This window comes from Coprococcus sp. AF16-22 (genome assembly GCF_003461545.1).
Taxonomy (GTDB): Bacteria; Bacillota; Clostridia; order Lachnospirales; family Lachnospiraceae; genus Coprococcus; species Coprococcus aceti.
Map to the genome: position 1 here is coordinate 146,741 of NZ_QTXH01000001.1, position 25,059 is coordinate 171,799.

At 43.7% G+C, this 25,059-nt stretch carries 20 protein-coding genes; 17 read left to right on the forward strand and 3 right to left on the reverse strand.

All coding sequences use genetic code 11. The annotated features are described in order from the left end of the window. Positions 1 to 21 precede the first annotated feature (21 nt). From ispF to DWW60_RS00665, 3 genes are all read left to right on the forward strand, one after another. Entirely contained in the window at positions 22 to 573 is a 552-nt protein-coding gene (gene ispF / locus DWW60_RS00655) for a 2-C-methyl-D-erythritol 2,4-cyclodiphosphate synthase (protein WP_117874185.1), read from the forward strand. 70 nt (positions 574 to 643) lie between these two features. Then, positions 644 to 1,165: a DUF6106 family protein gene (locus tag DWW60_RS00660; RefSeq protein WP_117874186.1), complete on the forward strand. Its 522-nt coding sequence runs from the start codon at positions 644 to 646 to the stop codon at positions 1,163 to 1,165. A gap of 55 nt (positions 1,166 to 1,220) precedes the next feature. Then, on the forward strand, positions 1,221 to 1,637 hold the full coding sequence (locus DWW60_RS00665; protein ID WP_243002885.1) for a putative ABC transporter permease: 417 nt from the start codon (positions 1,221 to 1,223) through the stop codon (positions 1,635 to 1,637). 98 nt (positions 1,638 to 1,735) lie between these two features. Here the strand turns inward: DWW60_RS00665 and DWW60_RS00670 are convergent, their stop codons facing one another. Then, complete coding sequence (locus tag DWW60_RS00670; protein WP_022216385.1) at positions 1,736 to 1,966, reverse strand: hypothetical protein; 231 nt, start codon at positions 1,964 to 1,966, stop codon at positions 1,736 to 1,738. Positions 1,967 to 2,129: 163 nt separating this feature from the next. Here DWW60_RS00670 and DWW60_RS00675 point away from each other — a divergent pair, with 163 nt between their 5' ends. From DWW60_RS00675 to DWW60_RS00695, 5 genes are all read left to right on the forward strand, one after another. Continuing rightward, positions 2,130 to 2,789: an epoxyqueuosine reductase QueH gene (locus DWW60_RS00675; protein ID WP_082418038.1), complete on the forward strand. Its 660-nt coding sequence runs from the start codon at positions 2,130 to 2,132 to the stop codon at positions 2,787 to 2,789. A gap of 192 nt (positions 2,790 to 2,981) precedes the next feature. Then, positions 2,982 to 4,055: a carbamoyl phosphate synthase small subunit gene (locus DWW60_RS00680; protein WP_022216387.1), complete on the forward strand. Its 1,074-nt coding sequence runs from the start codon at positions 2,982 to 2,984 to the stop codon at positions 4,053 to 4,055. Next, the gene (gene carB / locus DWW60_RS00685; RefSeq protein WP_055144327.1) at positions 4,055 to 7,261 is read left to right on the forward strand and encodes a carbamoyl-phosphate synthase large subunit; all 3,207 of its coding nucleotides are present in this window, start codon (positions 4,055 to 4,057) and stop codon (positions 7,259 to 7,261) included. Before DWW60_RS00680 ends, carB begins: the two co-directional genes overlap by 1 nt. A 170-nt stretch (positions 7,262 to 7,431) precedes the next feature. After that, complete coding sequence (locus DWW60_RS00690) at positions 7,432 to 9,078, forward strand: putative manganese-dependent inorganic diphosphatase (protein ID WP_015535010.1); 1,647 nt, start codon at positions 7,432 to 7,434, stop codon at positions 9,076 to 9,078. Between the two features lie 27 nt (positions 9,079 to 9,105). Beyond that, positions 9,106 to 9,984: a TIGR01212 family radical SAM protein gene (locus DWW60_RS00695; RefSeq protein ID WP_117874187.1), complete on the forward strand. Its 879-nt coding sequence runs from the start codon at positions 9,106 to 9,108 to the stop codon at positions 9,982 to 9,984. A 5-nt stretch (positions 9,985 to 9,989) separates the two neighbouring features. On the opposite strand, the gene DWW60_RS00700 is transcribed toward DWW60_RS00695, so the two are convergent. Together DWW60_RS00700 and DWW60_RS00705 are read right to left on the reverse strand one after the other, a co-directional pair. Beyond that, positions 9,990 to 10,433, reverse strand: a complete 444-nt coding sequence (locus DWW60_RS00700; RefSeq protein ID WP_117874188.1) for a helix-turn-helix domain-containing protein — start codon at positions 10,431 to 10,433, stop codon at positions 9,990 to 9,992. 60 nt (positions 10,434 to 10,493) lie between these two features. Beyond that, positions 10,494 to 10,895, reverse strand: a complete 402-nt coding sequence (locus tag DWW60_RS00705; protein WP_117874189.1) for a helix-turn-helix domain-containing protein — start codon at positions 10,893 to 10,895, stop codon at positions 10,494 to 10,496. Between the two features lie 156 nt (positions 10,896 to 11,051). On the opposite strand from DWW60_RS00705, the gene thyA reads away from it, so the two are divergent. The 9 genes from thyA to DWW60_RS00750 all read left to right on the forward strand — a co-directional run bounded on the left by thyA (position 11,052) and on the right by DWW60_RS00750 (position 25,050). Beyond that, complete coding sequence (gene thyA, locus DWW60_RS00710; protein WP_022216389.1) at positions 11,052 to 11,882, forward strand: thymidylate synthase; 831 nt, start codon at positions 11,052 to 11,054, stop codon at positions 11,880 to 11,882. 42 nt (positions 11,883 to 11,924) lie between these two features. Further along, complete coding sequence (locus DWW60_RS00715; RefSeq protein ID WP_015535005.1) at positions 11,925 to 12,425, forward strand: dihydrofolate reductase; 501 nt, start codon at positions 11,925 to 11,927, stop codon at positions 12,423 to 12,425. A gap of 121 nt (positions 12,426 to 12,546) precedes the next feature. Next, positions 12,547 to 13,656: a heavy metal-binding domain-containing protein gene (locus DWW60_RS00720; RefSeq protein WP_022216390.1), complete on the forward strand. Its 1,110-nt coding sequence runs from the start codon at positions 12,547 to 12,549 to the stop codon at positions 13,654 to 13,656. A 27-nt stretch (positions 13,657 to 13,683) separates the two neighbouring features. After that, entirely contained in the window at positions 13,684 to 14,673 is a 990-nt protein-coding gene (locus DWW60_RS00725; protein ID WP_243002886.1) for a rhomboid family intramembrane serine protease, read from the forward strand. A gap of 37 nt (positions 14,674 to 14,710) precedes the next feature. After that, positions 14,711 to 17,047, forward strand: coding sequence for a tetratricopeptide repeat protein (locus DWW60_RS00730; protein WP_117874191.1), 2,337 nt, complete (start codon positions 14,711 to 14,713; stop codon positions 17,045 to 17,047). A gap of 79 nt (positions 17,048 to 17,126) precedes the next feature. After that, complete coding sequence (locus DWW60_RS00735) at positions 17,127 to 20,636, forward strand: hypothetical protein (protein WP_243002887.1); 3,510 nt, start codon at positions 17,127 to 17,129, stop codon at positions 20,634 to 20,636. 112 nt (positions 20,637 to 20,748) lie between these two features. Then, positions 20,749 to 21,741 carry a rod shape-determining protein gene (locus DWW60_RS00740; RefSeq protein ID WP_015535004.1) on the forward strand — a complete coding sequence of 331 codons (993 nt, stop codon included), beginning with the start codon at positions 20,749 to 20,751 and terminating at the stop codon, positions 21,739 to 21,741. Between the two features lie 4 nt (positions 21,742 to 21,745). Next, a complete protein-coding gene (locus DWW60_RS00745; RefSeq protein ID WP_117874193.1) occupies positions 21,746 to 23,725 on the forward strand; it encodes a YgiQ family radical SAM protein in 1,980 nt (659 codons plus the stop codon). Between the two features lie 140 nt (positions 23,726 to 23,865). Beyond that, a complete protein-coding gene (locus tag DWW60_RS00750) occupies positions 23,866 to 25,050 on the forward strand; it encodes an acetyl-CoA C-acetyltransferase (protein WP_022058363.1) in 1,185 nt (394 codons plus the stop codon). The last annotated feature ends 9 nt before the right edge of the window (positions 25,051 to 25,059 follow it).

A 25,059-nucleotide genomic window follows, 5' to 3' on the forward strand; every position in this document is an offset into this window, starting at 1 on the left:
TTCATATAAGGAGGATATCACATGAGAGTTGGAATGGGATACGATGTCCACAGGCTAGTTGAGGGACGAAAACTTATAATCGGAGGAGTTGAGATTCCATATGAGAAAGGACTCCTTGGACACAGCGATGCGGATGTACTTCTTCATGCGATAATGGATGCGCTTCTCGGTGCTGCGGCGTTGGGGGATATTGGAAAGCATTTCCCTGATACTGATGAGAGGTATAAGGGAGCGGACAGCATGAAGCTCCTGTCAGAAGTGAAGAGACTTCTCGAGGAGAAGCTCTACATCATCGAGAACATAGATGCGACCGTAATTGCCCAGAGCCCTAAGATGGCGCCGTACATTGATCAGATGAGGGAGAATATCTGTAATTGCCTGTGTATAGACAAGGATCAGGTCAATATCAAGGCGACAACGGAGGAGAAGCTTGGGTTTACCGGAGGGGGACTTGGAATAAGCTCCCAGGCGGTGTGCCTCATAGAGTCGGCATTTAATTATGCCGGAGATGATGCCGGAGCTGTCAGAACGGCAGGCTGTGGCGGATGCGGTGGATGTCCAGCGGGAATATGATGACAAAACAGCCCATGTATGCTAGAATATAAGGGCTTAGAATTTTAAAGAACTTAAGGAGAAAACAGGTATGTTAAATGATGGTTATGCAGAACATATAGTTAAGGCGAAGACACCTGCGGGTGTTACTTGCGGTATGGCTGCCGGAATCGTGCTGATGATCGCCGGACTTGGCGCAGCGATGTTCGTTCAGGGCTTTGGCAGTATTGGATTCTTAGTTGCGATTGCAGGTGCTGTTGTATTTGGTATTTTTGTTTCCAGAAGAGAGACGGAGTATGAATATATAATGGTGAATGAGGATATAGACATCGCAAGGATCATTGCAAAGAAGAGCAGAAAAAAGATCATGAGCTTCAGCAACGCCGATGTAAAGTTCATTGCGAAAGAGGGATGCATTTACCTCGACAATGAACTTCAGCAGGACAGCTCAATAAAGACCAGGGATTTCACATCCGGCAATAAGCAGAATCAGGATGGTGTGTATGTGTTCGTCCTCAATAAGAACGGCAAGGCTGAATTCGTGAAGCTTGAGCTCTCAGACAGAACTATTGATCATGTAAATAACTTTTTCAGAGGAAAGTATAAAGAATAAATAATATTGACCCTCACGGTTGATACTAAACTGTATATATACAGGAGGTGTCGCTGTGAGGGTCTTTGTGTGTAAGTGCTTTACTATATTTATGACGGGTGGGATGATATATTATTTCCTGGAGATATCGGCCAGGCATTATTCCCATTATTCCATGATAATTTGTGGAGGCCTTGCTACGCTTTTGTGCGGCGGACTGAACCAGATGTTTCCGAAGATGGGGATACTTGCGCAGATGTTGGTTTCCTCTGTGATAATATCTGAGCTGGAGTTCCTGACCGGGTATGTTGTGAATATAAGACTAGGACTTAACGTGTGGGATTACTCTGATATGCCGTTAAATTTTGCGGGGCAGATATGTGTGCCTTATTCTATCCTATGGATGTTCCTGTCGCTGATCATAATATATGTGGATGATGAGATACGGTGTCATATGTATAATGAAGAAAGGCCTGAGTACAGATTAATATAAAATATGGGAAAAAGCTCTTGATTCCATAGGGGAGTGGAGTAACAGCTTTTTCCCATATTCCATGTGTGTGCATATTTAATAAATTCCGTGTGAAAATATTATGATTCAAGGGGAGTAATCTTTAAACCCTTATAAAGCTTAGTATAAAGATTGCGCTCATCAGAGTACAACATTATACCACGTGAATCGCGTACGATATACGCATATTTGTTCTTCTGTACATTCATGTAAAGAACTTCATCAACGTTGAGCTCCTTGGCTTTGACCTTGGCAACGCTGACGCTGAGCGGCTCTAACTTGTACTTTTTAATTGCCTGCTGAACTGTCATAATCTACACCTCCATTGATAAATGATCATAACGTGCTTTAGTAACTATCTACAGTATATTGTAAAGATATAACAAAGTCAACTAGTAAACATGCACAAATGTGCAAAAGATCATCGAATGTTGTAAAATGTGGTGTGAAATATCAACAAAAAAGGAGAAAACAATGATGCAAAATGCAAATTATTATCAAATGATGGAGAGACAGATAGCTGAATTTGATAGTGAAAATACACAATGCGGCAGAAAAAAACTGTTGCTGCACTGCTGTTGTGCGCCATGTTCCAGCCATTGTCTGTCGGTCCTTGCGGAGCATTTTGACATAACAGCTTATTTTTACAATCCAAATATAACGGATTACGATGAGTACATAAAAAGATTCCGTGAGCTTGACAGATTTGTACATGAAGTATATGTGGAAGGAGTGGATGTCGAACTGGCGGAGCATGAGCCGCAGGTGTTTCTGGATATGGCTAAGGGCAGGGAGGATCTTCCTGAGAGAGGACTCAGGTGCTATGACTGCTATAAGCTGAGACTTGAGAAGAGCGCGATCCATGCGAAGAAAAATGAATATGACGTATTTACGACCACATTGTCGATAAGCCCCCACAAGAATGCGGACTGGCTGAACGAGATAGGTGCAGAGATGAGCAGGAAATACGACATAGATTATCTGTTCAGTGATTTCAAGAAGAAAAATGGATATAAGCACTCGATAGAGCTGTCAAAGGAATATGGATTATACAGACAGAATTTCTGTGGATGTGAATTCAGCAGACGGGCTGCTGAGCTCAGAGATGAAAAAATTAATAAAAATATTGAATAAAAAACAAGATTTTTGTCGTGAACACAAAAATAAAAAATATATCGAAAAAAATATTGTACCGCCTTGTCAAATGTGGTAGTATTTATTAAATTAAGAAAAAAAGAGGCCAATAAATGTGGGTTATCTCAAGCGTTTCCCCGTTTTCACTCTTTTTTTTTGAGCAAAAATAGAAAAAACGAAAGGAATACGATTATGAAAGCTTTTTTGATACTTGAAGACGGACACGTGTTTGAAGGTAAAAGTATTGGCTCTACTGACGAGATAATCAGTGAGATAGTATTCAATACTTCGATGACCGGCTATCTGGAAATTCTTACAGATCCATCATATGCAGGGCAGTCAGTATGTATGACATATCCGCTTATAGGCAACTACGGTGTATGCAGAGAGGATATGGAGGCTGGCAGACCTTGGCAGTCAGGATTCATTGTTAGAGAGCTCTGCAAGACTCCTAGTAATTTCAGAAGCGAGATGACCATAAACGAATTTCTTGTTGAGAATAATATAACTGGTATAGAAGGAATAGATACCAGAACACTTACCAAGATCCTCAGGAAAGATGGTACCATGAGAGGTATGATCACAACTGATGAGAATTATGATTTTGATGAGTGCATGAAGCGTATTAAGGCATGGAAGATGGGACATGTTGTTCTCGATGTTACATGTAAGGAGAAAATATTCTATCCTGGTGACGGATTCAAGGTTGCAGTCATCGATCTCGGTGTTAAAAAGAACATCGTCAAGTCCCTCCTTGCAAGAGGTTGTCAGGTTACTGTATATCCTGCAGAGACACCTGCTGAGGAGATCATCGCAGACGCTCCGGACGGAATCATGCTTACAAATGGTCCTGGAGATCCAAAGGAGTGTAAGGTCACAATAGCTCAGGTAAAGAAGCTTTTCGATACAGATATTCCAATTTTTGCTATATGTCTTGGACATCAGCTCATGGCGCTTGCCAACGGCGGTGATACAGAGAAGATGAAGTACGGACACAGAGGTGCAAACCATCCTGTAAGAGATATGAAGACCGGCAAGGTATATATTTCAACACAGAATCACGGATATATGGTCAAGGAAGACAGCCTTGACAGAAAGATCGCAGAGGTCAGCTTCGTCAATGTAAATGACGGAACAGTAGAGGGAGTTCACTATCTTGGAAAGAATGCACAGACAGTTCAGTTCCATCCGGAGGCATGTGCAGGTCCGCTGGATACAGATTCGCTGTTTGATACATTTATGAATATGATGGAGGTGTCAAAGTAATGCCAAAGAATCCTAATATAAAAAAGGTTGTAGTTATCGGATCAGGTCCTATAGTCATCGGTCAGGCTGCTGAGTTTGATTACGCCGGAACACAGGCGTGCCGTTCTCTTAAGGAAGAGGGACTGTGCGTTGTCCTCATCAACTCAAACCCTGCAACCATCATGACGGACAAGGATATAGCAGATAAGGTATATATTGAGCCTCTTACGGTTGATGTTGTAAAGGCTATCATTGAGAAGGAGAAGCCGGACAGCCTTCTGCCGACACTCGGCGGTCAGGCAGCCCTCAACATCGCCATGGAGCTTGATGAGTCAGGTTTCCTCAGAGAGCATGACGTGCTTCTCATAGGAACATCATCAACGACCATCAAGAAGGCCGAGGACAGACTTGAGTTCAAGAAGACTATGGAGAAGATCCATGAGCCTGTAGCACCTTCAGAGGTCGTTACAACAGTTCAGGGCGGTCTTAATTTTGTCAAGAAGATTGGATACCCTGTAGTTCTCCGTCCTGCATATACACTTGGAGGTTCAGGTGGTGGTATCGCTGAGAATGAGGAAGAGTTCAAGGAGATCCTCATGAACGGTCTGAGACTTTCACGTGTAGGACAGGTTCTTGTCGAGAGATGTATCGCAGGATGGAAGGAGATCGAGTACGAGGTTATGCGTGATGCAAATGGTACATGTATAACCGTATGTAACATGGAGAACCTTGATCCTGTCGGAGTACACACTGGAGACTCTATAGTCGTGGCTCCATCACAGACACTTGGTGACAAGGAGTACCAGATGCTCAGAAGCTCAGCACTGAACATTATCTCAGAGCTCAACATCAAGGGTGGATGTAACGTTCAGTTTGCTCTGAATCCTAATTCATTTGAGTATTGTGTTATCGAGGTAAACCCAAGAGTTTCAAGATCATCAGCACTTGCATCAAAGGCAACCGGATATCCTATTGCAAAGGTATCTGCCAAGATAGCCCTTGGATACAACCTGGATGAGATCAAGAACGCTATTACAAAGAAGACATATGCCAGCTTTGAGCCGGCACTTGATTACGTGGTTGTCAAGATTCCTAGACTTCCATTTGATAAATTCATCGCCGCTGACCATGATCTGACAACACAGATGAAGGCAACCGGTGAGGTTATGAGTATCTGTACAAACTTTGAGGGTGCACTTATGAAGGCTCTCCGTTCACTGGAGCAGCATGTAGACAGTCTCTGGTCAAGCAGATACAAGGATATGACAGACGAAGAGGTTATAAAGCTTCTCGGACATGTTGATGACAGACGTATCTATGTCATAGCTGAGGCTATCAGACGTGGAATATCATACGATCAGATCTATGACATTACCAAGATCGACAGATGGTTCATAGACAAGATCCACAACCTTGTTAAGGCTGAGAGAAAGATAATCGAGTCCAAGGGAGATATCTCCAAGGAGCTAATGAAGGAGATCAAGAGAGTTGAGTTCCCTGACAAGGTTATCGCGAGACTCACAGGCAAGACAGAGAAAGAGATCAGACAGATGCGTTACGACTACGGTGTAACAGCACACTTCAAGATGGTTGATACATGTGCAGCAGAGTTTGATGCCATGACTCCATATTACTATTCATGCTTTGATTCTCTGGAGAACGAGGTCGCTGAGGACAATTCAAAGAAGAAAGTAATGGTACTTGGTTCAGGCCCGATCAGAATCGGACAGGGTATAGAGTTCGATTACTGTTCAGTTCACAGCACATGGGCATTTGAGAGAAAGGGTTACGAGACAATCATCGTCAACAACAACCCTGAGACAGTCAGTACAGACTTTGATATAGCAAACAAGCTTTACTTTGAACCTCTTACAGCGGAGGATGTTGAGGCTATAGTAAATCTGGAGCATCCGGATGGAGCTGTTGTACAGTTCGGTGGACAGACCGCTATCAAGCTCACAGAGGCACTCATGGAGATGGGGGTACCAATCCTTGGAACAAGTGCAGAGAATGTAGATGCAGCAGAGGACAGAGAGCTCTTCGATGAGATCCTTGAGAAGTGTTGTATACCAAGACCTGCTGGTAAGACGGTATTTACAAGAGAGCAGGCGCTTGAGGCTGCAAATGAGCTGGGTTATCCGGTACTTGTAAGACCTTCATACGTTCTCGGTGGACAGGGAATGCAGATCGCGATCTCTGATAAGGATATCATAGAGTTCATGGATATCATCAACAGACATACCCAGGAGCACCCAATACTTGTAGATAAGTACATCATGGGTAAAGAGGTCGAAGTCGATGCTGTATGTGATGGAGATGACATACTTATCCCTGGTATCATGGAGCATGTTGAGAGAGCCGGAATACATTCAGGAGACAGTATCTCGGTATATCCTGCACAGACACTCTCACCAAAGACAAAGAGAGTCATCGCTGATTACACCAAGAAGCTTGCAAACAGCCTGCACGTAATCGGACTTATAAATATACAGTTTATTGCATACAATGATGAGGTATATGTAATAGAGGTAAATCCTCGTTCAAGCCGTACAGTTCCATATATAAGCAAGGTAACAGGAATACCTATCGTAGATCTTGCAACACGTGTTATCACAGGTGAGAAGATCAAGGATATGGGTTACACACCTGGTCTTCAGCCGGAGTCAGAGTATTTCGCAATCAAGAAGCCTGTATTCTCATTTGAGAAGATCAGAGGCGCTGAGATAAGCCTTGGACCTGAGATGAAGTCAACAGGAGAGTGCCTTGGTATATCCAAGAACTACAATGAGGCTCTGTACAAGGCATTCCTTGGAGCCGGAATCAATCTTCCAAAAACCAAGAAGATGATCCTCACAGTCAAGGACTCAGATAAGATGGATGCTATAAATATCGGTAAGAGATTTGCTGCTCTTGGATATGAGATATATTCAACAAGAAGCACATGCAGAGTTCTCAATGAGAATGGTGTTCCTGCAAAGCTCATCAACAAGGTTGAGGAGCCATCACCAAATCTGCTTGACCTGATACTGAGCCATGAGATCGATCTGATAATCGACACTCCATCACAGGGTGTTGATAGAAGCAAGGATGGATTTATTATCAGACGTCACGCAGTTGAGACAGGTGTTACATGTCTTACAAGCCTTGATACAGCCGATGCGCTGCTCACAAGCCTTGAGACCGCTGATACCACAAAGCTTTCACTCGTGGATATAAGCGAGATATAAGTTCTGATTAAACAGATAAAAAATGGGGCAAAATGATAAACAACGTTAAAAGGGGTTGTCATTTTGCCTCATTCAATTTATGCTTGTTAGCATGTGGGATGTCACAAGGCATCTTCTCTGCGTGGCATAGAAATGAATACATTATAATTGATAGAAATAAGAGGTGAAATATGCATAATGTTCCTACAGATGAGGTGTTTGTCATAGGACATAAGAATCCGGATACGGATTCTATATGTTCAGCGATTGCGTACGCCCATCTGAAAAATCAGCATGAGAACAAATACATTCCAAAGAGAGCTGGAAATATAAATAAAGAGACACAGTTTGTCCTTGATTATTTTGGTGTGCAGGCGCCGGCACTTGTGAGCAATGTAAATGTACAGGTGAAGGATATAGCATACAGAATAGTTGATGGTGTGTCGGGAGATATCACCATGAAGAGAGCATTTGAGATAATGCAGGATAACGACGCCACGACACTTCCGGTTGTCAATAATGGCAAGATAAAGGGAATAATAACGGTCGGAGATATAGCCGAGGCATATATGCTTGAGAAGGATGATAATTCCCTGTTCATAGCTGGTACAAAGTTCTCACACATAATAGATACTATAAATGGCGAGCTTGTGTACGGTGACGCCGACGAATATGTTAAGGATGGAAGAGTGATCGTGGGAGCTGCCCAGGTTGACATCCTTGAGAGACATGTCAAGGAAAATGACATAGTCATAGTGAGTGACAGGGTTGAGGCTCAGCTTGCGGCCATAAACTGCGGTGCGAGCATGCTTATAGTATGTCTTGTGAACAGTATATCTGACGTGGTTCTGGAATTTGCAAAGAACAAGGGCTGTGCGGTTGTTGTTACACCGACGGACACCTATGCTGTTGCCAGACTTATCGGACAGAGCATGCCTATAGGATTCTTTATGATAAGAGACCGCATCATGACATTCTATGAGGATGACGATATAGATACGCTTAAGACGACCATGGCAAAGACCAGAGTGAGATACTTTCCGGTTACGGACGGCTATGGCAACTACAAGGGACTTGTATCAAGGCGTAACTACATCAATGCGAGAAAGAAACAGCTCATACTTGTTGATCACAATGAGAGAACCCAGTCTGTTGACGGCGTGGAGAATGCCGAGATACTCGAGATAATCGACCACCACCGGATTGCGAATATAGAGACCATGAATCCTGTGTATTTCAGAAATCAGCCACTTGGATGTACTGCTACGATCATCTATCAGATGTACAAAGAGCAGAATGTCAAGATAGATAAGCCGATAGCTGGACTTCTCTGCGCAGCGATACTTTCCGATACACTGGCATTCAAGTCTCCGACGTGTACATTCATAGACGAGGCTGCTGCAAAGGAGCTTGCAAGGCTTGCAGAGATAGACATATATGAATTTGCCATGGAGATGTTCGACGCGGGAAGCAACCTCAAGGACAAGACCATGGATGAGATACTTCATCAGGATTTCAAGAAATTCGACATTGGAGATATGGTTGTTGCTGTTGGACAGATCAATTCCGTCAATGAGAAAGAGATAGACAGAATAAGAAACGGTATGCGTGAATTCCTCGGTGGATATATGGAGCCTGGCTGTGATGTGGTCATGTTTGCAATGACCAATATTCTTCAGGAGGGCTCAGGTATCATATGCGTGGGAGAGAATGCACAGGAACTGTGCAGCAAAGCATTTGGTGTGCAGCTTGAGGATAGCTATGCATATCTTCCCGGTGTTGTATCAAGAAAGAAACAGATAGTTCCTGCTCTTGTAAAGGCGACACATCAGATATAGACAGGATCGTATATAGAAGGTAACAGTATGGATATATATACAACAAATGCGTATATAAGAGATACATTTGGAGAGAAATTATATAAGATATCATTGAATGCAGGAACCACCTGTCCCAACCGTGATGGTAAAGCCGGGACAGGTGGCTGTATTTTTTGCAGTGCCAGCGGCTCGGGAGATTTCTCTGAGGATGCAGTCATTAGCATAGATGAACAGATAGAACTGGCAAAAAAGAGGATATCAGGCAAATGCAAATGTGACAGATATATAGCGTATTTCCAGTCATATACAAATACATACGGTGATGTCGATGCTTTGCGCGAAAAGTTTCTGGCGGCTGCAAGAAGGGATGACATTGCGGCTGTATCGATAGCCTCCAGACCGGACTGCTTTGGCCCGGAGGTCATAGATATGATAAAAGATATAATAGCTGTTAAACCTGTGTGGATAGAACTTGGCCTCCAGACAGCAAATGACAGGACAGCACAGCTCATCAACAGGTGTTATGACATAAGTGTGTATGATGAGACGATGAACAGACTCAGAGAACTGGGAGTTCACATTATAGTTCATATGATAATAGGCCTGCCCGGTGAGACGAAGGAGGATATGATTGATACGGTAAGGTACATAGTGCGAAGCGGCGCAAATGGTATAAAGCTCCAACTGCTTCATGTTCTCAGGGGAACTGTTCTTGAAAAAATGTATGAGGAAGGAGTGTTCCGTGCACTGACATTTGATGAATACGCAGATATTTTGTGTGATTGTCTTAAAGAGCTTCCTCCTGATATGGTTGTTCACAGGTTCACCGGGGATGGGCCTAAGAATATTCTTGTTGCGCCTCTGTGGAGTGCTGATAAGAAGAGAGTTATAAACGATCTGAACCGTATTATTTCGAAATTGTGAGTCTGCTAGCAGCTCAGTGCAGACTTTAAAAACAGCCTGAGATTTTCCCTGCCGTTGTCGTCAAGCTGATCACAGTCGGACATTATTCCTGTCGCTTCCGGTGGAAGAGTCCTGCCGTGGCTGTAGGCGAGGAACACTTCGCTGATGTCCATCTTATTTTTCTTTGCTATATCGATGCAGGTGAGCAGCACCAGATGACTCATATTAATACTGTATAAATTGGATATTCTGATAAGATTTATGAGATCCGGGATTCGCTCTCCACATTCATAGTGCGAGTAGGCGGAGACGGACACCTTCAAGATGGCGGCTATTTCCTGCTGCCTTTTGCCGTGGCTGCGCCTCAGAGACTTCAGTGCGCCGCCTATCACTGCACAGTTAAAATCATGATCGGATGAATCGTCTTCATACACCGACGTATCAATGTTGCGTTCTTTTCTTTTTTTCATATTTTCCTGTTTTCTCCTTGAAAATAATATTTACTGTAATTGGTGGGTATAATACTGGATCTACAGTCTGGAATTTTTAGATGCTAGATTTGCCACAAATGTGTCTATAAGTTGACGGTCGCTGTCGCTGAGAGATCTGTAATTGCCCAGCATGTCTGCTGTGCTCTGGTTAGATTCTATGGCGGTCATGTATGAATTGTCCTCCATGACGATCTGTAGTGGCTTTGGATGCCCCTGCATGTATCTTGATGACAGGGTGTATGCGTATAGAAAATCGTGGTCGAGAAGCTCTGACAGCTTTATGGCCTGTTCTATATTAGGGATGTTTCTCCCTTCCTCGTAGTTGGCATATCCGGATCTGGAAATAGAGAGCGCGGCTGCGACATCCTGCTGTGTGAGTCCTGACTTCTGTCTGAAGTATCTGAGAAGGGCAGGTAGTGGATTGGATGAATGTGGTTTCATGTTTCACCTCCTTTGAATGTTTTTCTGCATTGTACACAAAAATAGTCCGTTGTAAATCAAAATGTAATAAAAAGTGTTATTTGATGTAATAATTAATCACATGCGGGATGGAGAGTATGATATAATTATCTGGAAAAACAATCGGAGGTTACCAAAATGAGTCTTGCAGATGATCTCTTTATAAACATGTGTAAAGATATAATCGATAATGGATATAGTACGGAGGGGGAGAAGGTCAGACCAAAGTGGGAAGATGGAACATATGCCTACACCATAAAGCGCTTTGGTGTTGTCAACAGGTATGATCTGTCAAAGGAATTCCCTGCGATAACACTTAGAAAGACGTATGTGAAGTCGGCTATTGATGAGCTGCTCTGGATCTGGCAGAAAAAGTCAAATAATGTTCATGATCTCAAGAGCCATATATGGGACAGTTGGGCAGATGAGAACGGTTCCATAGGAAAAGCATATGGATATCAGCTTGGTGTAAAGCATAAATATAAAGAGGGCATGATGGATCAGGTGGACAGACTGATATATGACCTTAAGAATAACCCATACAGCAGAAGAATGCTCACTAACATATATGTTCATCAGGACTTGAGTGAGATGAATCTGTATCCGTGCGCGTACAGCATGACATTCAATGTAACAGGGGACAGGCTCAACGCTATACTGAATCAGAGATCCCAGGATGTGCTTGCGGCCAACAACTGGAATGTTGTCCAGTATGCGGTACTGGTACATATGCTTGCCCAGGTCACGGGCTTTAAGCCGGGAGAACTGGTACATGTGATCGCGGATGCACACATATATGACAGACATATACCGATAGTCAAGGAGCTGATAACAAGACCTACACATCCTGCTCCAAAGTTCTATATGAATCCGGATGTCAAAGATTTCTATGACTTTACTCTGGATGATTTCAGGATAGAAGACTATGAGACAGGACCACAGATTAAGAATATTCCTATTGCGATATAAGACTATGAAGCATGGGACGGGAATTATACAGATGGAGGACATATGAAGTTTATTGCAGCGGTAGATAAGAATTGGGCCATTGGAAATAAAGGCAGATTACTGATAAGGATATCGGAGGATCAGAGAAATTTCAGACAGACCACGATGGGGCATGTTGTTGTTCTCGGAAGGAAGACTCTGGAGGAGTTTCCGGGCGGAAGACCGCTCAAGGGAAGGGCAAATATAATTCTCAGCAGGAATCCTGAATATGCAGTTGAGGATGCGGTGGTTGTCCACTCAATGAACGAACTGTTTACAGAACTGGCAAAATATGACACGGATGACATTTTTGTCATAGGCGGACAGACTATCTACGATGAGCTCATACCATATTGTGATGAGGCAGTAATCACCAAAATAGACAGGGAATTTGAGGCCGATGCCTTCATTTCGAATCTCGACAAACTGGACAACTGGGATGTGACGGATGAGAGACCGGGTGAGGATGTGTCAGAGGTGAATTTCACATTTGTCACATATAAAAATAGTGACCTGAAGAAATAAATTATAATTATTTTTATAATATTCACAAAAAAGCACCTTTTTTTGATTAAAAATTCACAAAAAACATTTGTTAAATGAAGATTATTGTGATACAATTTTTTTATATTTGGGAGGTGCGCTAATGAAGGAAGTATTAATTACATCGGGAACAAGCTTTGAGGGATATGATATCGTTGGCTATGGAACATACAAGTTCACACAGACGATACTTAATTCCAACTTTTTGAAGGATTTCGGAACATCTATTGCGGATATTGCCACGGATAGAAGAGATATCTATCAGGAGAAGATCGATGAGATCCTCAATGAAACAATCAATAATTTCACAGATATGGTCCGTGAGACGAAGTACAATGCTGTAGTTGGATTCAGAACAGGTGTTGAGGAATACACCAACAACGTAACTGCTGTTGTTGCCAGTGGAACTCTGGTAAACATAAAGGAGCAGTACAAGTCGGAATTTGACAAGAGCAGCTTCATCAGAAACGAGATATATGTAAGAAACTATTACGACCTGCTCGTGCCAAGAGCATCAAAGGTGGTGCTTGCATCAGAGGGTAAGGGAACAAAGATTTCCGTGTGGTTCAACAACTACAATAACGACGATATAAAGGCACTTAAGGCAGAGCTTCAGTTCACCAATATCTATGGTGACAATATAACACTGCCGGATGTTGATTTTACATTTGATAAGACCAACCTCAAGCTCCTCAAGTCGGATTATGTGGAGTGTAAGCTTCCGGACAAGTATATAAAGATGATATCCTCCGTCAAGGTATACATCAAGAAGTATGTCAAGGCCAGCGGAGTATACGAGATAGATGCGGATTCTATCGGAATTGAGATGTCTGACGTTAAGTTTAAGGCACTCAAGCTCAAAAAGGGAATTGATGCAGTTGCAAACTACAAGTCAGACGGACTTGTGTGGACATGTAACTGTGGACACGTAAACGAAGGCGGCGCAGAGGAATGTGTGATCTGTGGAAGAAAGCAGGATGAGATGAAGAACTCTATCACATTCAACTACGAGCCTATGCTTGAAGAGATGAAGACAAAAGAGTATGTAATAGAGATCAAGGATGTACTCATGAAGTACATCAAGGACATTGATACAGGAATGAGAATGCAGCTTCTTGAGATCATGGAGTCCGGTCTTAATTACGAGAAGAGCAGAGGATCCATGAAGGACTCTGTTATTGAGAAAGTTGAGAATCTCTTCCTTGGATTATAGGGATTATAAGACGATATGCAACAGTACATGGTACAGATAATAAAAAATCTTAAGGAGAAGGGTTACAGACAACTCAATCCGGAAAGTAACAATGTATACGGCAGAGCAGACAGCGATGCCGTATATATTGTTGTTATAGGCAGTAATCATAATCTTGATTCTGAGACTCTGAAAAAGTTCAATAATAAAATATTGCTTGATGTTTCTTCGGATTCGCATAGAAAAGTCAATCTTCTCAATATACTCATCACTCCAAACGGAATGTTTGATGATATGACAAAAAAGATAGTTGAAGAACTGGACAATGTCTGGCTGTTCGCGGAGGATTACGGAAAACTGTATATATTTGAGAATCAGCCCACTGACTTTGACTCACTCTATGATGTGATCGATAAAAAAACGGTGGTGGATAACCGCAGATCCCAGCACAATCTGATAAGAATGTTCGGTGTTGTAACACCGATATTACTGTTGATAAATATTCTGGTGTACGTTGCATGTATCTTTGTCTATCAACCTACGGAACTGGCTGTGGAAGTGCTTGCGATATCAGAAAAAGGACAATATTACAGATTCCTGACATCAATGTTTACACATTTTGGAATAGCACATCTGGTTGGGAATATGGTAATTTTGATCGCACTCGGTGCGAGGGTTGAGAATATAATAGGCAGATTCAATTATATCATAGTTTATATTGCCACGGGTCTTACTGCGTCATTTGCATCATACATAGATTGTTTTTATAATAATACATATGCTTACTCGGCTGGTGCATCCGGAGCAATATTTGGTCTTCTGGGAGTGCTGGTTGTCATAGCATTTTATAATAAGGGCCGGGTGAAGGATCTGTCACTTATTAATATGCTTATATTATTTATTCTGACATTGGTTAACGGAAAGATGTCAGAAGGTATTGATAATGTTGCCCATGTGGCGGGATTTGCGGCCGGGTTAGTGGCCGGGATAGTCCTTTTGCTGACCAATCAAAAGGTTGTAAAGAATAGCCGTTTATGATAAAATAATACGATGATAAAAAGTGGGAGGCTGGGTTATGAGTACTGGAATCAGTATGTCAAGTGTAAACAAAATAAAGGAACTTGCAGACAATGGCGATTACAGTCTCGCTCTCGATATACTTGAACATCAGGATCTGTCGAAGTCACTTAGTCCACAGTTTATTAGAATATGCGGCGAGGTGTATTACGAGAACAAAAGATATCCTGAGGCCAGAGCGGCGCTTGTCAAGGCACATGCCATGGCTCCGGCTGGTAACAAGATAATATATTCTTTGGTAAAACTGTATTTATCCATGGGATTTACACAGCTTGCAGAGCGTTATTTTGAGATATATACATTTAATCAGGCCAATAAGGATGCAGGTACATACAGACTTGAATATATGATAGCCAAGGCACACAGGAAGCCCGTGAATGAACTTTACAGCATACTGGTGTCGGCGAATGATGTTGAGACGGATGAAGAGTGGGATTTTGAGATGCTTCTGCTTCATGCGTACATAAGAAACAGGGAGAAGTTTGACAGCGCCTGTGTTGAATTCAGAGCGCATTACAAGAACTCTTCACATTTGTATATGCTGGACAAGCTCATGGGCGGCGATGTGGATCTTGAATCCATGATCTATTGTTATCCTGACACGGAGATGTCGGATGATGATCCTGAGCAGGCAGATACAAGAGCAAATGAAAATAAGATATTGGAAGAAGACGATCTGAGAATGCATCCAAAGGATGCTAAGATCATGATCATGGTCGAGGATGACGCACCTGTGACGAGTTCCATGAAATTCAAGCAGATGTGGATTAGATCGAAGGATAAAAAAGAGCAGAAAAAGGAAGCTCGTCAGGAAGAAGAGAATTCTGAGCCGAAGAAGAAATCCAGAGGTTTATTTGGATTGATGTCAAGGAAAGAGGAAGAGCTTGTCGAGCAGGAGATGGAATCTCTGAAGAACGAGAATCTTGACAAGGAACAACTGCTCGAGGAAGTTATTTCCGATACTGCTGATGATGCCGGGAATACGGCAAAGCCTGAGCTCAAGGCGATGAGCAGTGACAGTGAGAAAGCTCCTGAGGGAAAGTCACAGGATATGACTGAGATAAGCGGGGAGCTGACTCCTGAGGATGCAGCGGTGTATAACAAAGATAACGACAATGAGTATGAGGATTCCGAACCGGTGGAGGAAGATAACTATGTTATCGAAGAAGAGCCGGAGGAAGTAGTCATGGTTGAAGTTGATGGTGACGATTCTGATGACGTATCTGACAGTGCGTCAGATCGCGATTCTGAAGACGATACTGTTGTGGAGACCTTTGATCCTGAGTTCGAGGGAGACTTTGAGGATGGATTTGAGGCGGATGCAGAGCCGGAGACTTTGCCTGATGAACCGGTTGAATCAGAAACGTTTGATTTTGATAAAGCCTTTGAATCTCTTGAGGAGTTCGAGGTTGACGATGAGAATCTCGAGGATCTGATGGAAGATGCGGAGTCTCAGAATGATGTGGAAGAAACTGCTGTTGAGCCGGGTGTAGAGCAGAATGAACCGGAAGTTGATGAAGTTTCAGTTGAGATCGAACCGGAGATCGAAGAAGAATTCGAGGTAGATGCAGATTCTGAGCCTGAATTCGAAAAAGAACTTGAGGTTGGCGCAGAATTCACGATCGAGGCAGAGCCAGAGGCTGAGGAAGAATTCACAGTCGAGGCAGAGCCGGAGGTTGAGGAAGAATTCACAATCGATGCCGAAGCGGAGATTGAAGATGAATTTGAGACTGAAGCTGAGCCAGAGTTAGAAGAATTTACAATCGATGCGGAATCTAAGGAATCTGAGATGGAAGAAGTTCCAGTGGAAGTCGAACCAGAGGTGGAAGAATTTGAAGCTGAGGCTGAACTGGAGATCGAAGAAACTGAGGCTGAAGCTGAATCAGAGGTCGAAGAGGAATTCACAATGGAAGCAGAGGATAAGTCAGAAGAGAAAATTGCGGTGGAGACAGAACCGGAAAAGCCAAAGAATAATGGCTTCCCGGTGTTTAAGAGCAGTCTGTTCCCTGACTACAACACAGAGAATGCAGCACTGTATGATCTGTCGGCAGAGAAAGATATAAATGCAGAGATAGAGGCTGATGAAGCCAAGATATCGGAAAGTCTTAAGAAAGAGGAGGATCTTATCGGTGAAACAGACAGACTCCTTGCAAGACTTGGAATTAAATTCAACACGGAATTCAATTCTATATTGAATTTTGATGATGAAGATAAAGAGGATGATGTGGCAGCTCCCGACGAGGAGAAGACAGATGAGCAGGAATCCTCACAACAGGAAACGGTTGACGCTGAACCAGAGCAACCGAAGAAAAAGCCGTTCAGACTGAAGGGCTGATCAAAGAAGAAATAAAGTAGCATGATCATACATATAGTGTATTGCTTTTTATTTGAACAAACGGAAGGAGGCGAGGGAATTGGCTGTAGATCAGACAGAAGCAATGATTGCGGCGATCAAGGCACAGCTTGAAAAGGAAAGAGCTGCAGAAGCTGCCAAGAAAAAGAGGGAAGAAGAGGAAGAACTTCTCAAGAGCGGCAGCAAGAAGAAAGATGCTGAGACTGCTAAAAGCCAACACAAAACTTTGTCCAAGGAGGAGTTAGAACGAATCGAGGCTAAGAAACGCCGTAAGAGAGAAGAGGCTCTTGGAATTGTTCATGAGGATGAACCGGAAACTTCAACTGAGGATGAAAAGCAGGACGATGTTCCAAAAGAGGGAGAGGGACTGAAGCCTGAAGATAAAAAAGAAGATAAAAAACCAGAGGGAGCTGCACCTAAGCTCAGTCTTAACCTTGGAGGCATCGCTGATGATATGTCGGGCGGTGGTCTCGGAGGAGGCCTTGGCGGCGGATTAGGTGAAGGCGGTCTTGGAGGACTCGGAGGCGGCCTTGGCGGAGGACTCGGAAGTACACCTAAGACAGAGGGAGGCCTTGGATCAGGCGGCCTTGGCGGCGGTCTTGGAAAAACACCTAAAACAGAAGGCGGTCTTGGTGGCGGATTTAAGTTCGGCGCCGGAACTGAAGGTACAGTTAAGTCAACAGGTGGAAGCAATATTGTTCTCACTGATGATGATGAAAATGCTGAGGATGAAGAGACACTTGAATGGGTAACTGATAAGAATGCAAAGGTGAATAAAGTTAAGTCACCTAAGGGAGGCAGTGATGCGAACGGAGATCTGTTCAGCATTCTCCCAGATAGAAACAAGCAGGCTGCGGCTGGAGAGTCATTGTATGATTTTGATGATGATGATGACGATGATGACGATTTCCTTGGTGCAGGAATAAAGAACCTGTCCAATATAGACGAGGAGAGTCCTGAGGAGATAGCCAAGAAGAAGGCTGAAGAGGAGGCTAGGAAGAAAGCTGAGGAGGAAGCCAAGAAGAAGGCTGAGGAAGAAGCTAAGAAGAAGGCCGAGGAAGAGGCTAAGCGTAAGGCTGAAGAGGAGAAGAAGCGCAAAGAGGCAGAAGAGGCAAGAAAGAAGGCTGCCGCTGAAAAGGCTAAGGCTGAGGCTGAGGCAAAGAAGCAGCAGGCGATCGACGATGCCAGAAAGAATGCTGAAGAGGCAAAGAAACATGCTGAGACCTCGAAGAAGACCATCGAGGAATGCGAGAAGACAGAGAAGGATCTCGAAAAGCAGCTTGAAGAATTTGCTGCCAAGAAGCAGAACTATGATGCAAAGATGGCACAGGAGGCTGAGGCAAAGAAGAAGAATGATGCTGAACTGCTTGAGCGAGAGGAGAAAGAGCTTGATGCCAATATTGCAAAGCTCAAGAAAGAGATATCAGATACAAATGAATCTGCTAAGAAAGAGTCAGACAGAATCCTCAAGGAGAGTGATCCTGATACATATAAGAACAATATGATCAATGAGGCTCAGGCTGCTGCCGACAAGGCTATAAAGGCACTTGCAGACACCAAGAAGACTAATGTGGATAAGGGTGTTGCTGAGTACAACAAGGCTGTTGATGCTGATAAGAAGAAATTGGCAGACATAGATGCGGATAAGAAGAAGTCTATAGAGACGGCCAAGAAGAAGCGCACAGATGAGGAAGCAAGAGCAGCCAAGATCATGAAGACTGCCGAGGCAGACAAGACAAAGGCTGGTGCAATATTCAGCGAGTCTAAGAAGGCTGAGGAAGAGGCTGATGCTAATCTTAAGAATACCACTGAGATGGAGAGTCAGTCACAGAAGACTCTTGATGAGCTCCAGAAGAAGCTTGAGGAGTCAGAGAAGGCTGTTAAGAATGCAAAGAACAGCAGAAATGATGCAAACACAAAGCTTGCAATACAGAAGGAAGAACTGAAGAAGGCAGAGAAGGTTGAGGAGGAGGCTGCAAAGGCTCTTGAGGCAGCAAAGAAAGCCAAGGAAGAGGTTCAGAAGAAGATTTCAGACAGCGAAGAGTTCATAAAGAAGGTTGCTGATCAGATTACAACTGCTGAGAACGACAACAAGAAGATCAGTGAGGATGTTGCCGCTGCAAAGAAGGAGAATGACTCATTCAAGGCTGCGAAGGCAGAGGCTCAGGAAGCTCTCGACTCAGCTAAGAAGTCTCTTGTTGAGGCTGAGGATCTTCTGGCAAAGGCAGAGGCTGCTGCCGAGGAAGCGGAGCAGGTAGTCGAAGAGGCTAAGATCGCAGAAGAGGTTGAGATCCAGAATGCGGAAGCTGCTGCCAAGGAAAAGACAGATAAGCTTACGGCAGAAGGAAAAGATAGAGAGACCAAGCATGAGGTGTTCCTTGCTGCTGAGGAAGAGAAGTATGCTACGGCAGAGGCAAGTGAGCTCGAGAAGGTTCAGACTGCAGCTATGAAGGCTGAGAAGGAAGCCTCAGATATGAAGACAAAGGCTGAAGCTGATGCTAAGAAGCTTCTCGATGATGCAAAGAAGAAAGAAGAAGAGTTAAAGAACAAGATCGCTGAGCTCAAGACAAAACAGGCTGAGCGCGTTGTTGCAAGAAAAGAGGCTGCTGATCAGGCCAAGACCGAGGCTGAGGAGAAGAAGAAGAAAGATCTCTCAGCAATAGACAAGGCCGAGGCTGATGTCAAGAAACAGCTCGAGGATATAAGAAGCAAGGCTACTGCTGCTGCAAAGGTACTTGAAAAGGCTATAAAGCGTGAGGAAGAGTACAAGAAGCAGGAAGAGCTTCTGAAGGAAGGCAAGGTTGAGGAAGCTGCACAGGTTATCACACAGGATGAAGAAGCAACTATGGCTGCTTCAGTAAGTGAGGCTGTTGCTGCGAGACGTAAATCACTGCCTAAGGAGGCAAAGTACCTCTACAAGTATCTCGGAGTCGAGCCTGCTGGTGCACAGATCGTTAACGTTCTCCAGACTCTCAAGGTAGATCCTAAGAGATCTAAGAATGTTGTTATTCTTGGACAGCACGGATTTGGACTTACCATGGTCGGTGAGGATTTTGCAAAGTTCTATTATGATATGGGAATCTGCAAGTCTGAGGCAAAGGCAAAGGTTAAGGCAAAGGTTATAAACAGCGGTAAGCTTGCAGGAGCAGTTGGCAAGCTCAAGGGCGGATGTCTTATCATTGAGAGTGCAGGACTTATAACACCTGAGAGATTCAAAGAGATGGTTGATATGTGTTCACCTGAGAAGAATGATGTTAAGATCATCCTCACAGGAGAGAAGACAGCTCTCAGCAATATGCTTGCAGCAAATATGACTCAGGCAAGATCGTTCAACAACAGAGTATACTTTGACCAGATCAATGAGAGTGGAATGATCAATGTGGCAGAGTGCTACGCTGATGAGAAGGGCTTCAAGCTTGAGAGCGGAGCAGATACAGCTATAAGGAATGCTTTGATGGCGATGGAGTCAGGAAATATCGACAGACTTCTCGGTGCTATGGATGATGCCATGAAGGCTGCTGAGACCAGAGATCCTATCGACAAGAAGATTCTTAAAAAAGAGATAAAATAAGTTTTGTGACGGATATACCGTTGTAGAATTTTGTTGAAAAAAACAATACCAGTGCTTATAATATCTGTGTTATAGCACTGGTATTATTTTGTTGTGATAAAGGAGAATTTATATGCTTTCAACTGATATTGGAGTAGATTTAGGAACGTCAAATGTATTGATCAGCGTAAGAGGTAAGGGAATTGTTGTAAACCAGCCGTCTGTTGTCGCATATGAAGTATCTACAAAAAAAGTAATAGCAATAGGAACAAAAGCCAAGAAAATGATAGGAAAGACTCCGGAGAATATAGAGGTCGTCAGACCTCTCAATAAGGGAGTTATATCTGATTATACAATAGCGGAGATAATGCTCAAGGCATTTATCAGAAGCGCAATGGAGAAACGTTCGGGAGTTGGAAGACCAAGGATATGCGTGTGTGTTCCAAGCGGTGTTACCGAGGTGCAGAGAAGAGCTGTTGAGGAAGCAGTGTACAAGACCGGTGCCAAGACTGTGTATGTCATGGAGGAACCTTTGGCTGCTGCTGTAGGAGCAAATGTAGATATCTATGAGGCAAAGGGTAATATGGTGGTCGACATAGGCGGTGGAACCACGGATATTGCGGTCGTATCCCTTGGTGGTGCAGTGGAGAGCAGCTCCATAAAATACGCCGGAGATGACTATAATAATGCACTCATCAAGTATGCCAGAAGAAAATACAACCTGCTTATAGGTTATCAGACAGCGGAGAATGCGAAGATTGCTGTTGGCTCAGTCGTAAAGCGTGATGAAGATATTGAGTATGTGATCAAGGGCCGTGATCTTATCAAGGGACTTCCAAAGGCTGTAACAATAACTGCGAATGAAACAGTGGATGCATTTGAGGAGACTACAGAGCATATTCTTGGAGCAATACACAATGTTCTTGAGACTGCACCGCCGGAGCTGGTGGCTGACATTGCGGTATCGGGCATTGTGCTTACCGGAGGAGGAAGTCTTATATACGGAATGGACAGAATAATCAAAGAGCGCACAGGGATAGAGGCATATGTATCGGAAAAAGCACTTGAGGCAGTGGCTCTCGGCGCTGGAATGTCTGTCAACCTCAGCGATAAGAAAGAAGATTAAATGTATGGAAAGAGATTATTTGCCGATCCGCATGGAGGACATGAAGAAGAGAGGGTGGACACAGGCGGACTTTGTGTTTGTCATAGGTGATGCCTATGTTGACCATCCCTCATTTGGCCCTGCAATCATAAGCAGATTGCTTGAGAGATATGGATATAAGGTGTGTATGATTGCCCAGCCTGATTGGAAGAATGACAAGAGCATTGATGTTTTTGGCAGACCAAGACTGGGCTTTTTGGTGTGCGGAGGCAATATGGATTCCATGGTGAACCATTATTCTGTGTCCAAGAAGAGAAGACAGAAGGATGCGTACTCTCCAGGTGGACAGATGGGACTTCGGCCTGATTATGCCACCACGGTATACTGTAATCTGATAAGGAGAACGTACAAGGATGTTCCGATCATAATCGGAGGTATAGAGGCCAGCCTCAGACGTATGGCACACTATGATTATTGGTCTGATAAATTGAAACATTCCATTCTGGTGGATTCATCCGCCGATATACTTTCGTATGGCATGGGCGAGCACAGCATGATAGAGATAGCGGAGGCGCTCGACAGCGGAATAGATGTGAAAGATATCACATTTGTCAGGGGTACATGCTACAGGACAAAGGATATATCCGGTGTGCCCGAGGATTCCATTATACTGCCGGATTATGACAGTCTTTCAAAGGATAGACTGGAATATGCAAGAAGCTTTTATACACAGTATATAAATACAGATCCATACTCGGCTAAAACGCTGGTTGAGGGATACGGAAACAGAGGATATGTTGTTCAGAATCCTCCGGCTTATCCGCTCACCCAGATGGAGATGGACGATGTGTATGATCTGCCATATATGAATAACTACCATCCGATATATGAGGAGGCGGGCGGTATCCCGGCTATATCAGAGATAAAATTCAGCCTGACGAGCAACCGGGGCTGCTTCGGAGGATGCAGCTTCTGCGCACTGACATTTCACCAGGGCAGGATCATACAGACAAGAAGCCACGAGTCACTGATAAAGGAAGCGGAGCGCATGACGCATGATCCTGATTTCAAAGGCTATATACATGATGTCGGAGGGCCGACTGCGAATTTCAGGCATAAATCATGCGCAAAGCAGGATAAATATGGTGTATGCACCAACAAGCAGTGTCTGTTCCCGGAACCGTGCAGGAATTTGAAGGTTGACCACAAGGATTATGTTGAGCTTCTGCGGAAGCTGGAAGCGGTTCCAGGTGTGAAAAAAGTATTTATCAGATCGGGAATACGATTCGATTATGTGATGGCGGACAGCAACGATGAATTCCTGAAAGAGCTTTGCGAGAAGCACATAAGCGGACAGCTCAGAGTTGCGCCGGAGCATGTATCGGATAATGTTCTCAGGATGATGGGCAAGCCACAGAACAGTGTATATGAGAAATTCATTGATAGATACAAAAGGGTAAATGCAAAGACTGGAAAGCAGCAGTATGTTGTTCCGTACCTGATGTCATCACATCCCGGATCCACGCTGAAGGAGGCGGTGGAGCTTGCCGAATATGTAAGGGATATAGGCTATATGCCTGAACAGGTGCAGGATTTCTATCCTACGCCGTCCACGATATCCACATGTATGTACTATACCGGAGTCGATCCTAGAACCATGAAACCGGTATATGTACCTCATAATCCACATGAAAAGGCAATGCAGAAGGCTCTTATGATGTATAGAAAACCGGAGAATTATGATCTGGTCAAAGAGGCGCTCATAAAGGCCGGCAGACAGGATCTTATCGGTTTTGATAAAAAATGTCTGATAGCGCCGAGAAAGATGGACAGGAAAGGTGAACACCAGGGACAACGTTCGTATGGCAAAAATGATAAAAGTAAGAACAATTCAATCAAAAATGGTAAAAACAGCAAAAATAATAAAGTTGTTCCACAGAAAAACACAAAATCATCCGGGCAGAAGAATGCTAAAAATGGCAAAAACAGGAATAAAAGGAAATAGCTCCTTCGCGGAGTCGTTCATTTTTGGTTGCGTGGCACATGCTTTTGTGCTAGAATTATGGCAGATTGTGTGAACCTTTAAGGTTTTTTTATATGTAGTCTTATGTCACACTAATATTTTTTTAAATGGAGGATTTGAAAATGGCAAAGAAGATTGTTTTAGCAGGCGCATGTCGTACAGCTATCGGAACAATGGGTGGATCACTCAGCACAACACCAGCTACAGAGCTTGGTTCAATCGTTATCAAGGAGGCTCTCAATAGAGCAGGAGTTCCTGCAGATCAGGTAGACCACGTATACATGGGATGTGTTATCCAGGCTGGTCAGGGACAGAATGTAGCACGTCAGGCTTCAATAAAGGCTGGACTTCCAATCGAGACAACTGCTGTTACAGTTAACGTTGTCTGTGGTTCAGGTCTTAACTGTGTCAACATGGCTGCACAGATGATCGAGGCAGGAGATGCTGATATCGTAGTTGCAGGTGGTATGGAGAATATGTCTATGGCTCCTTACGCTATGATGAAGGGTCGTTTCGGTTACAGAATGAACAATGGTGTACTCGTAGATACAATGGTAAACGATGCTCTCTGGGATGCATTCAATGATTATCACATGATCAAGACAGCTGACAATATCTGTGAGCAGTGGGGTCTTACACGTGAGGAGATTGATGAGTTTGCAGCAAAGAGCCAGCAGAAGGCTGTTGCAGCTCAGGAGTCAGGTGCATTTGATGCTGAGATCGTTCCAGTTATGGTAAAGAAGAAGAAAGAGATGGTTGAGTTCAAGAAGGATGAGGGACCAAGACCTGGTACAACAGTTGAGACACTTTCAAGACTCAGAACAATCAATCCTAACGGATTTGTTACAGCTGGTAACGCTTCAGGTATCAATGATGGTGCTGCAGCTATCGTTGTTATGAGCGAGGAGAAGGCTAAGGAGCTTGGCGTTAAGCCTATGGCTACATGGGTAGCTGGAGCACTTGGCGGAGTTGATCCTTCAATCATGGGTATCGGACCTGTAGCTTCAACCAAGAAGGTTATGGCTAAGACTGGTCTCAAGATTGAGGACTTCGATGTTATCGAGGCAAACGAGGCATTTGCTGCACAGTCAGTAGCAGTTGCTAAGGAACTTGGATTTGATGTTGACAAGCAGGTTAACCCTAACGGTGGTGCTATCGCTCTTGGACATCCAGTTGGAGCTTCAGGATGTCGTATCCTTGTTACACTTCTTCATGAGATGCAGGCAAAGGGTGCTAAGACAGGTCTTGCTACTCTCTGTATCGGTGGTGGAATGGGCTGCTCAACAGTCGTTAAGATCGAGGACTAATTTTAGATA

What these genes read in the sequence shown, in the direction of transcription:
- DWW60_RS00725 (WP_243002886.1), top strand. Translation starts at nt 13,684, where the DNA reads ATGGTACAGATAATAAAAAATCTTAAGGAGAAGGGTTACAGACAACTC.
- thyA (WP_022216389.1), top strand. Translation starts at nt 11,052, where the DNA reads ATGAGTCTTGCAGATGATCTCTTTATAAACATGTGTAAAGATATAATC.
- DWW60_RS00720 (WP_022216390.1), top strand. Translation starts at nt 12,547, where the DNA reads ATGAAGGAAGTATTAATTACATCGGGAACAAGCTTTGAGGGATATGAT.
- DWW60_RS00675 (WP_082418038.1), top strand. Translation starts at nt 2,130, where the DNA reads ATGATGCAAAATGCAAATTATTATCAAATGATGGAGAGACAGATAGCT.
- DWW60_RS00660 (WP_117874186.1), top strand. Translation starts at nt 644, where the DNA reads ATGTTAAATGATGGTTATGCAGAACATATAGTTAAGGCGAAGACACCT.
- DWW60_RS00730 (WP_117874191.1), top strand. Translation starts at nt 14,711, where the DNA reads ATGAGTACTGGAATCAGTATGTCAAGTGTAAACAAAATAAAGGAACTT.
- DWW60_RS00670 (WP_022216385.1), bottom strand. Translation starts at nt 1,966, where the DNA reads ATGACAGTTCAGCAGGCAATTAAAAAGTACAAGTTAGAGCCGCTCAGC.
- carB (WP_055144327.1), top strand. Translation starts at nt 4,055, where the DNA reads ATGCCAAAGAATCCTAATATAAAAAAGGTTGTAGTTATCGGATCAGGT.
- DWW60_RS00680 (WP_022216387.1), top strand. Translation starts at nt 2,982, where the DNA reads ATGAAAGCTTTTTTGATACTTGAAGACGGACACGTGTTTGAAGGTAAA.
- DWW60_RS00715 (WP_015535005.1), top strand. Translation starts at nt 11,925, where the DNA reads ATGAAGTTTATTGCAGCGGTAGATAAGAATTGGGCCATTGGAAATAAA.
- DWW60_RS00750 (WP_022058363.1), top strand. Translation starts at nt 23,866, where the DNA reads ATGGCAAAGAAGATTGTTTTAGCAGGCGCATGTCGTACAGCTATCGGA.
- DWW60_RS00695 (WP_117874187.1), top strand. Translation starts at nt 9,106, where the DNA reads ATGGATATATATACAACAAATGCGTATATAAGAGATACATTTGGAGAG.
- ispF (WP_117874185.1), top strand. Translation starts at nt 22, where the DNA reads ATGAGAGTTGGAATGGGATACGATGTCCACAGGCTAGTTGAGGGACGA.
- DWW60_RS00705 (WP_117874189.1), bottom strand. Translation starts at nt 10,895, where the DNA reads ATGAAACCACATTCATCCAATCCACTACCTGCCCTTCTCAGATACTTC.
- DWW60_RS00740 (WP_015535004.1), top strand. Translation starts at nt 20,749, where the DNA reads ATGCTTTCAACTGATATTGGAGTAGATTTAGGAACGTCAAATGTATTG.
- DWW60_RS00690 (WP_015535010.1), top strand. Translation starts at nt 7,432, where the DNA reads ATGCATAATGTTCCTACAGATGAGGTGTTTGTCATAGGACATAAGAAT.
- DWW60_RS00745 (WP_117874193.1), top strand. Translation starts at nt 21,746, where the DNA reads ATGGAAAGAGATTATTTGCCGATCCGCATGGAGGACATGAAGAAGAGA.
- DWW60_RS00700 (WP_117874188.1), bottom strand. Translation starts at nt 10,433, where the DNA reads ATGAAAAAAAGAAAAGAACGCAACATTGATACGTCGGTGTATGAAGAC.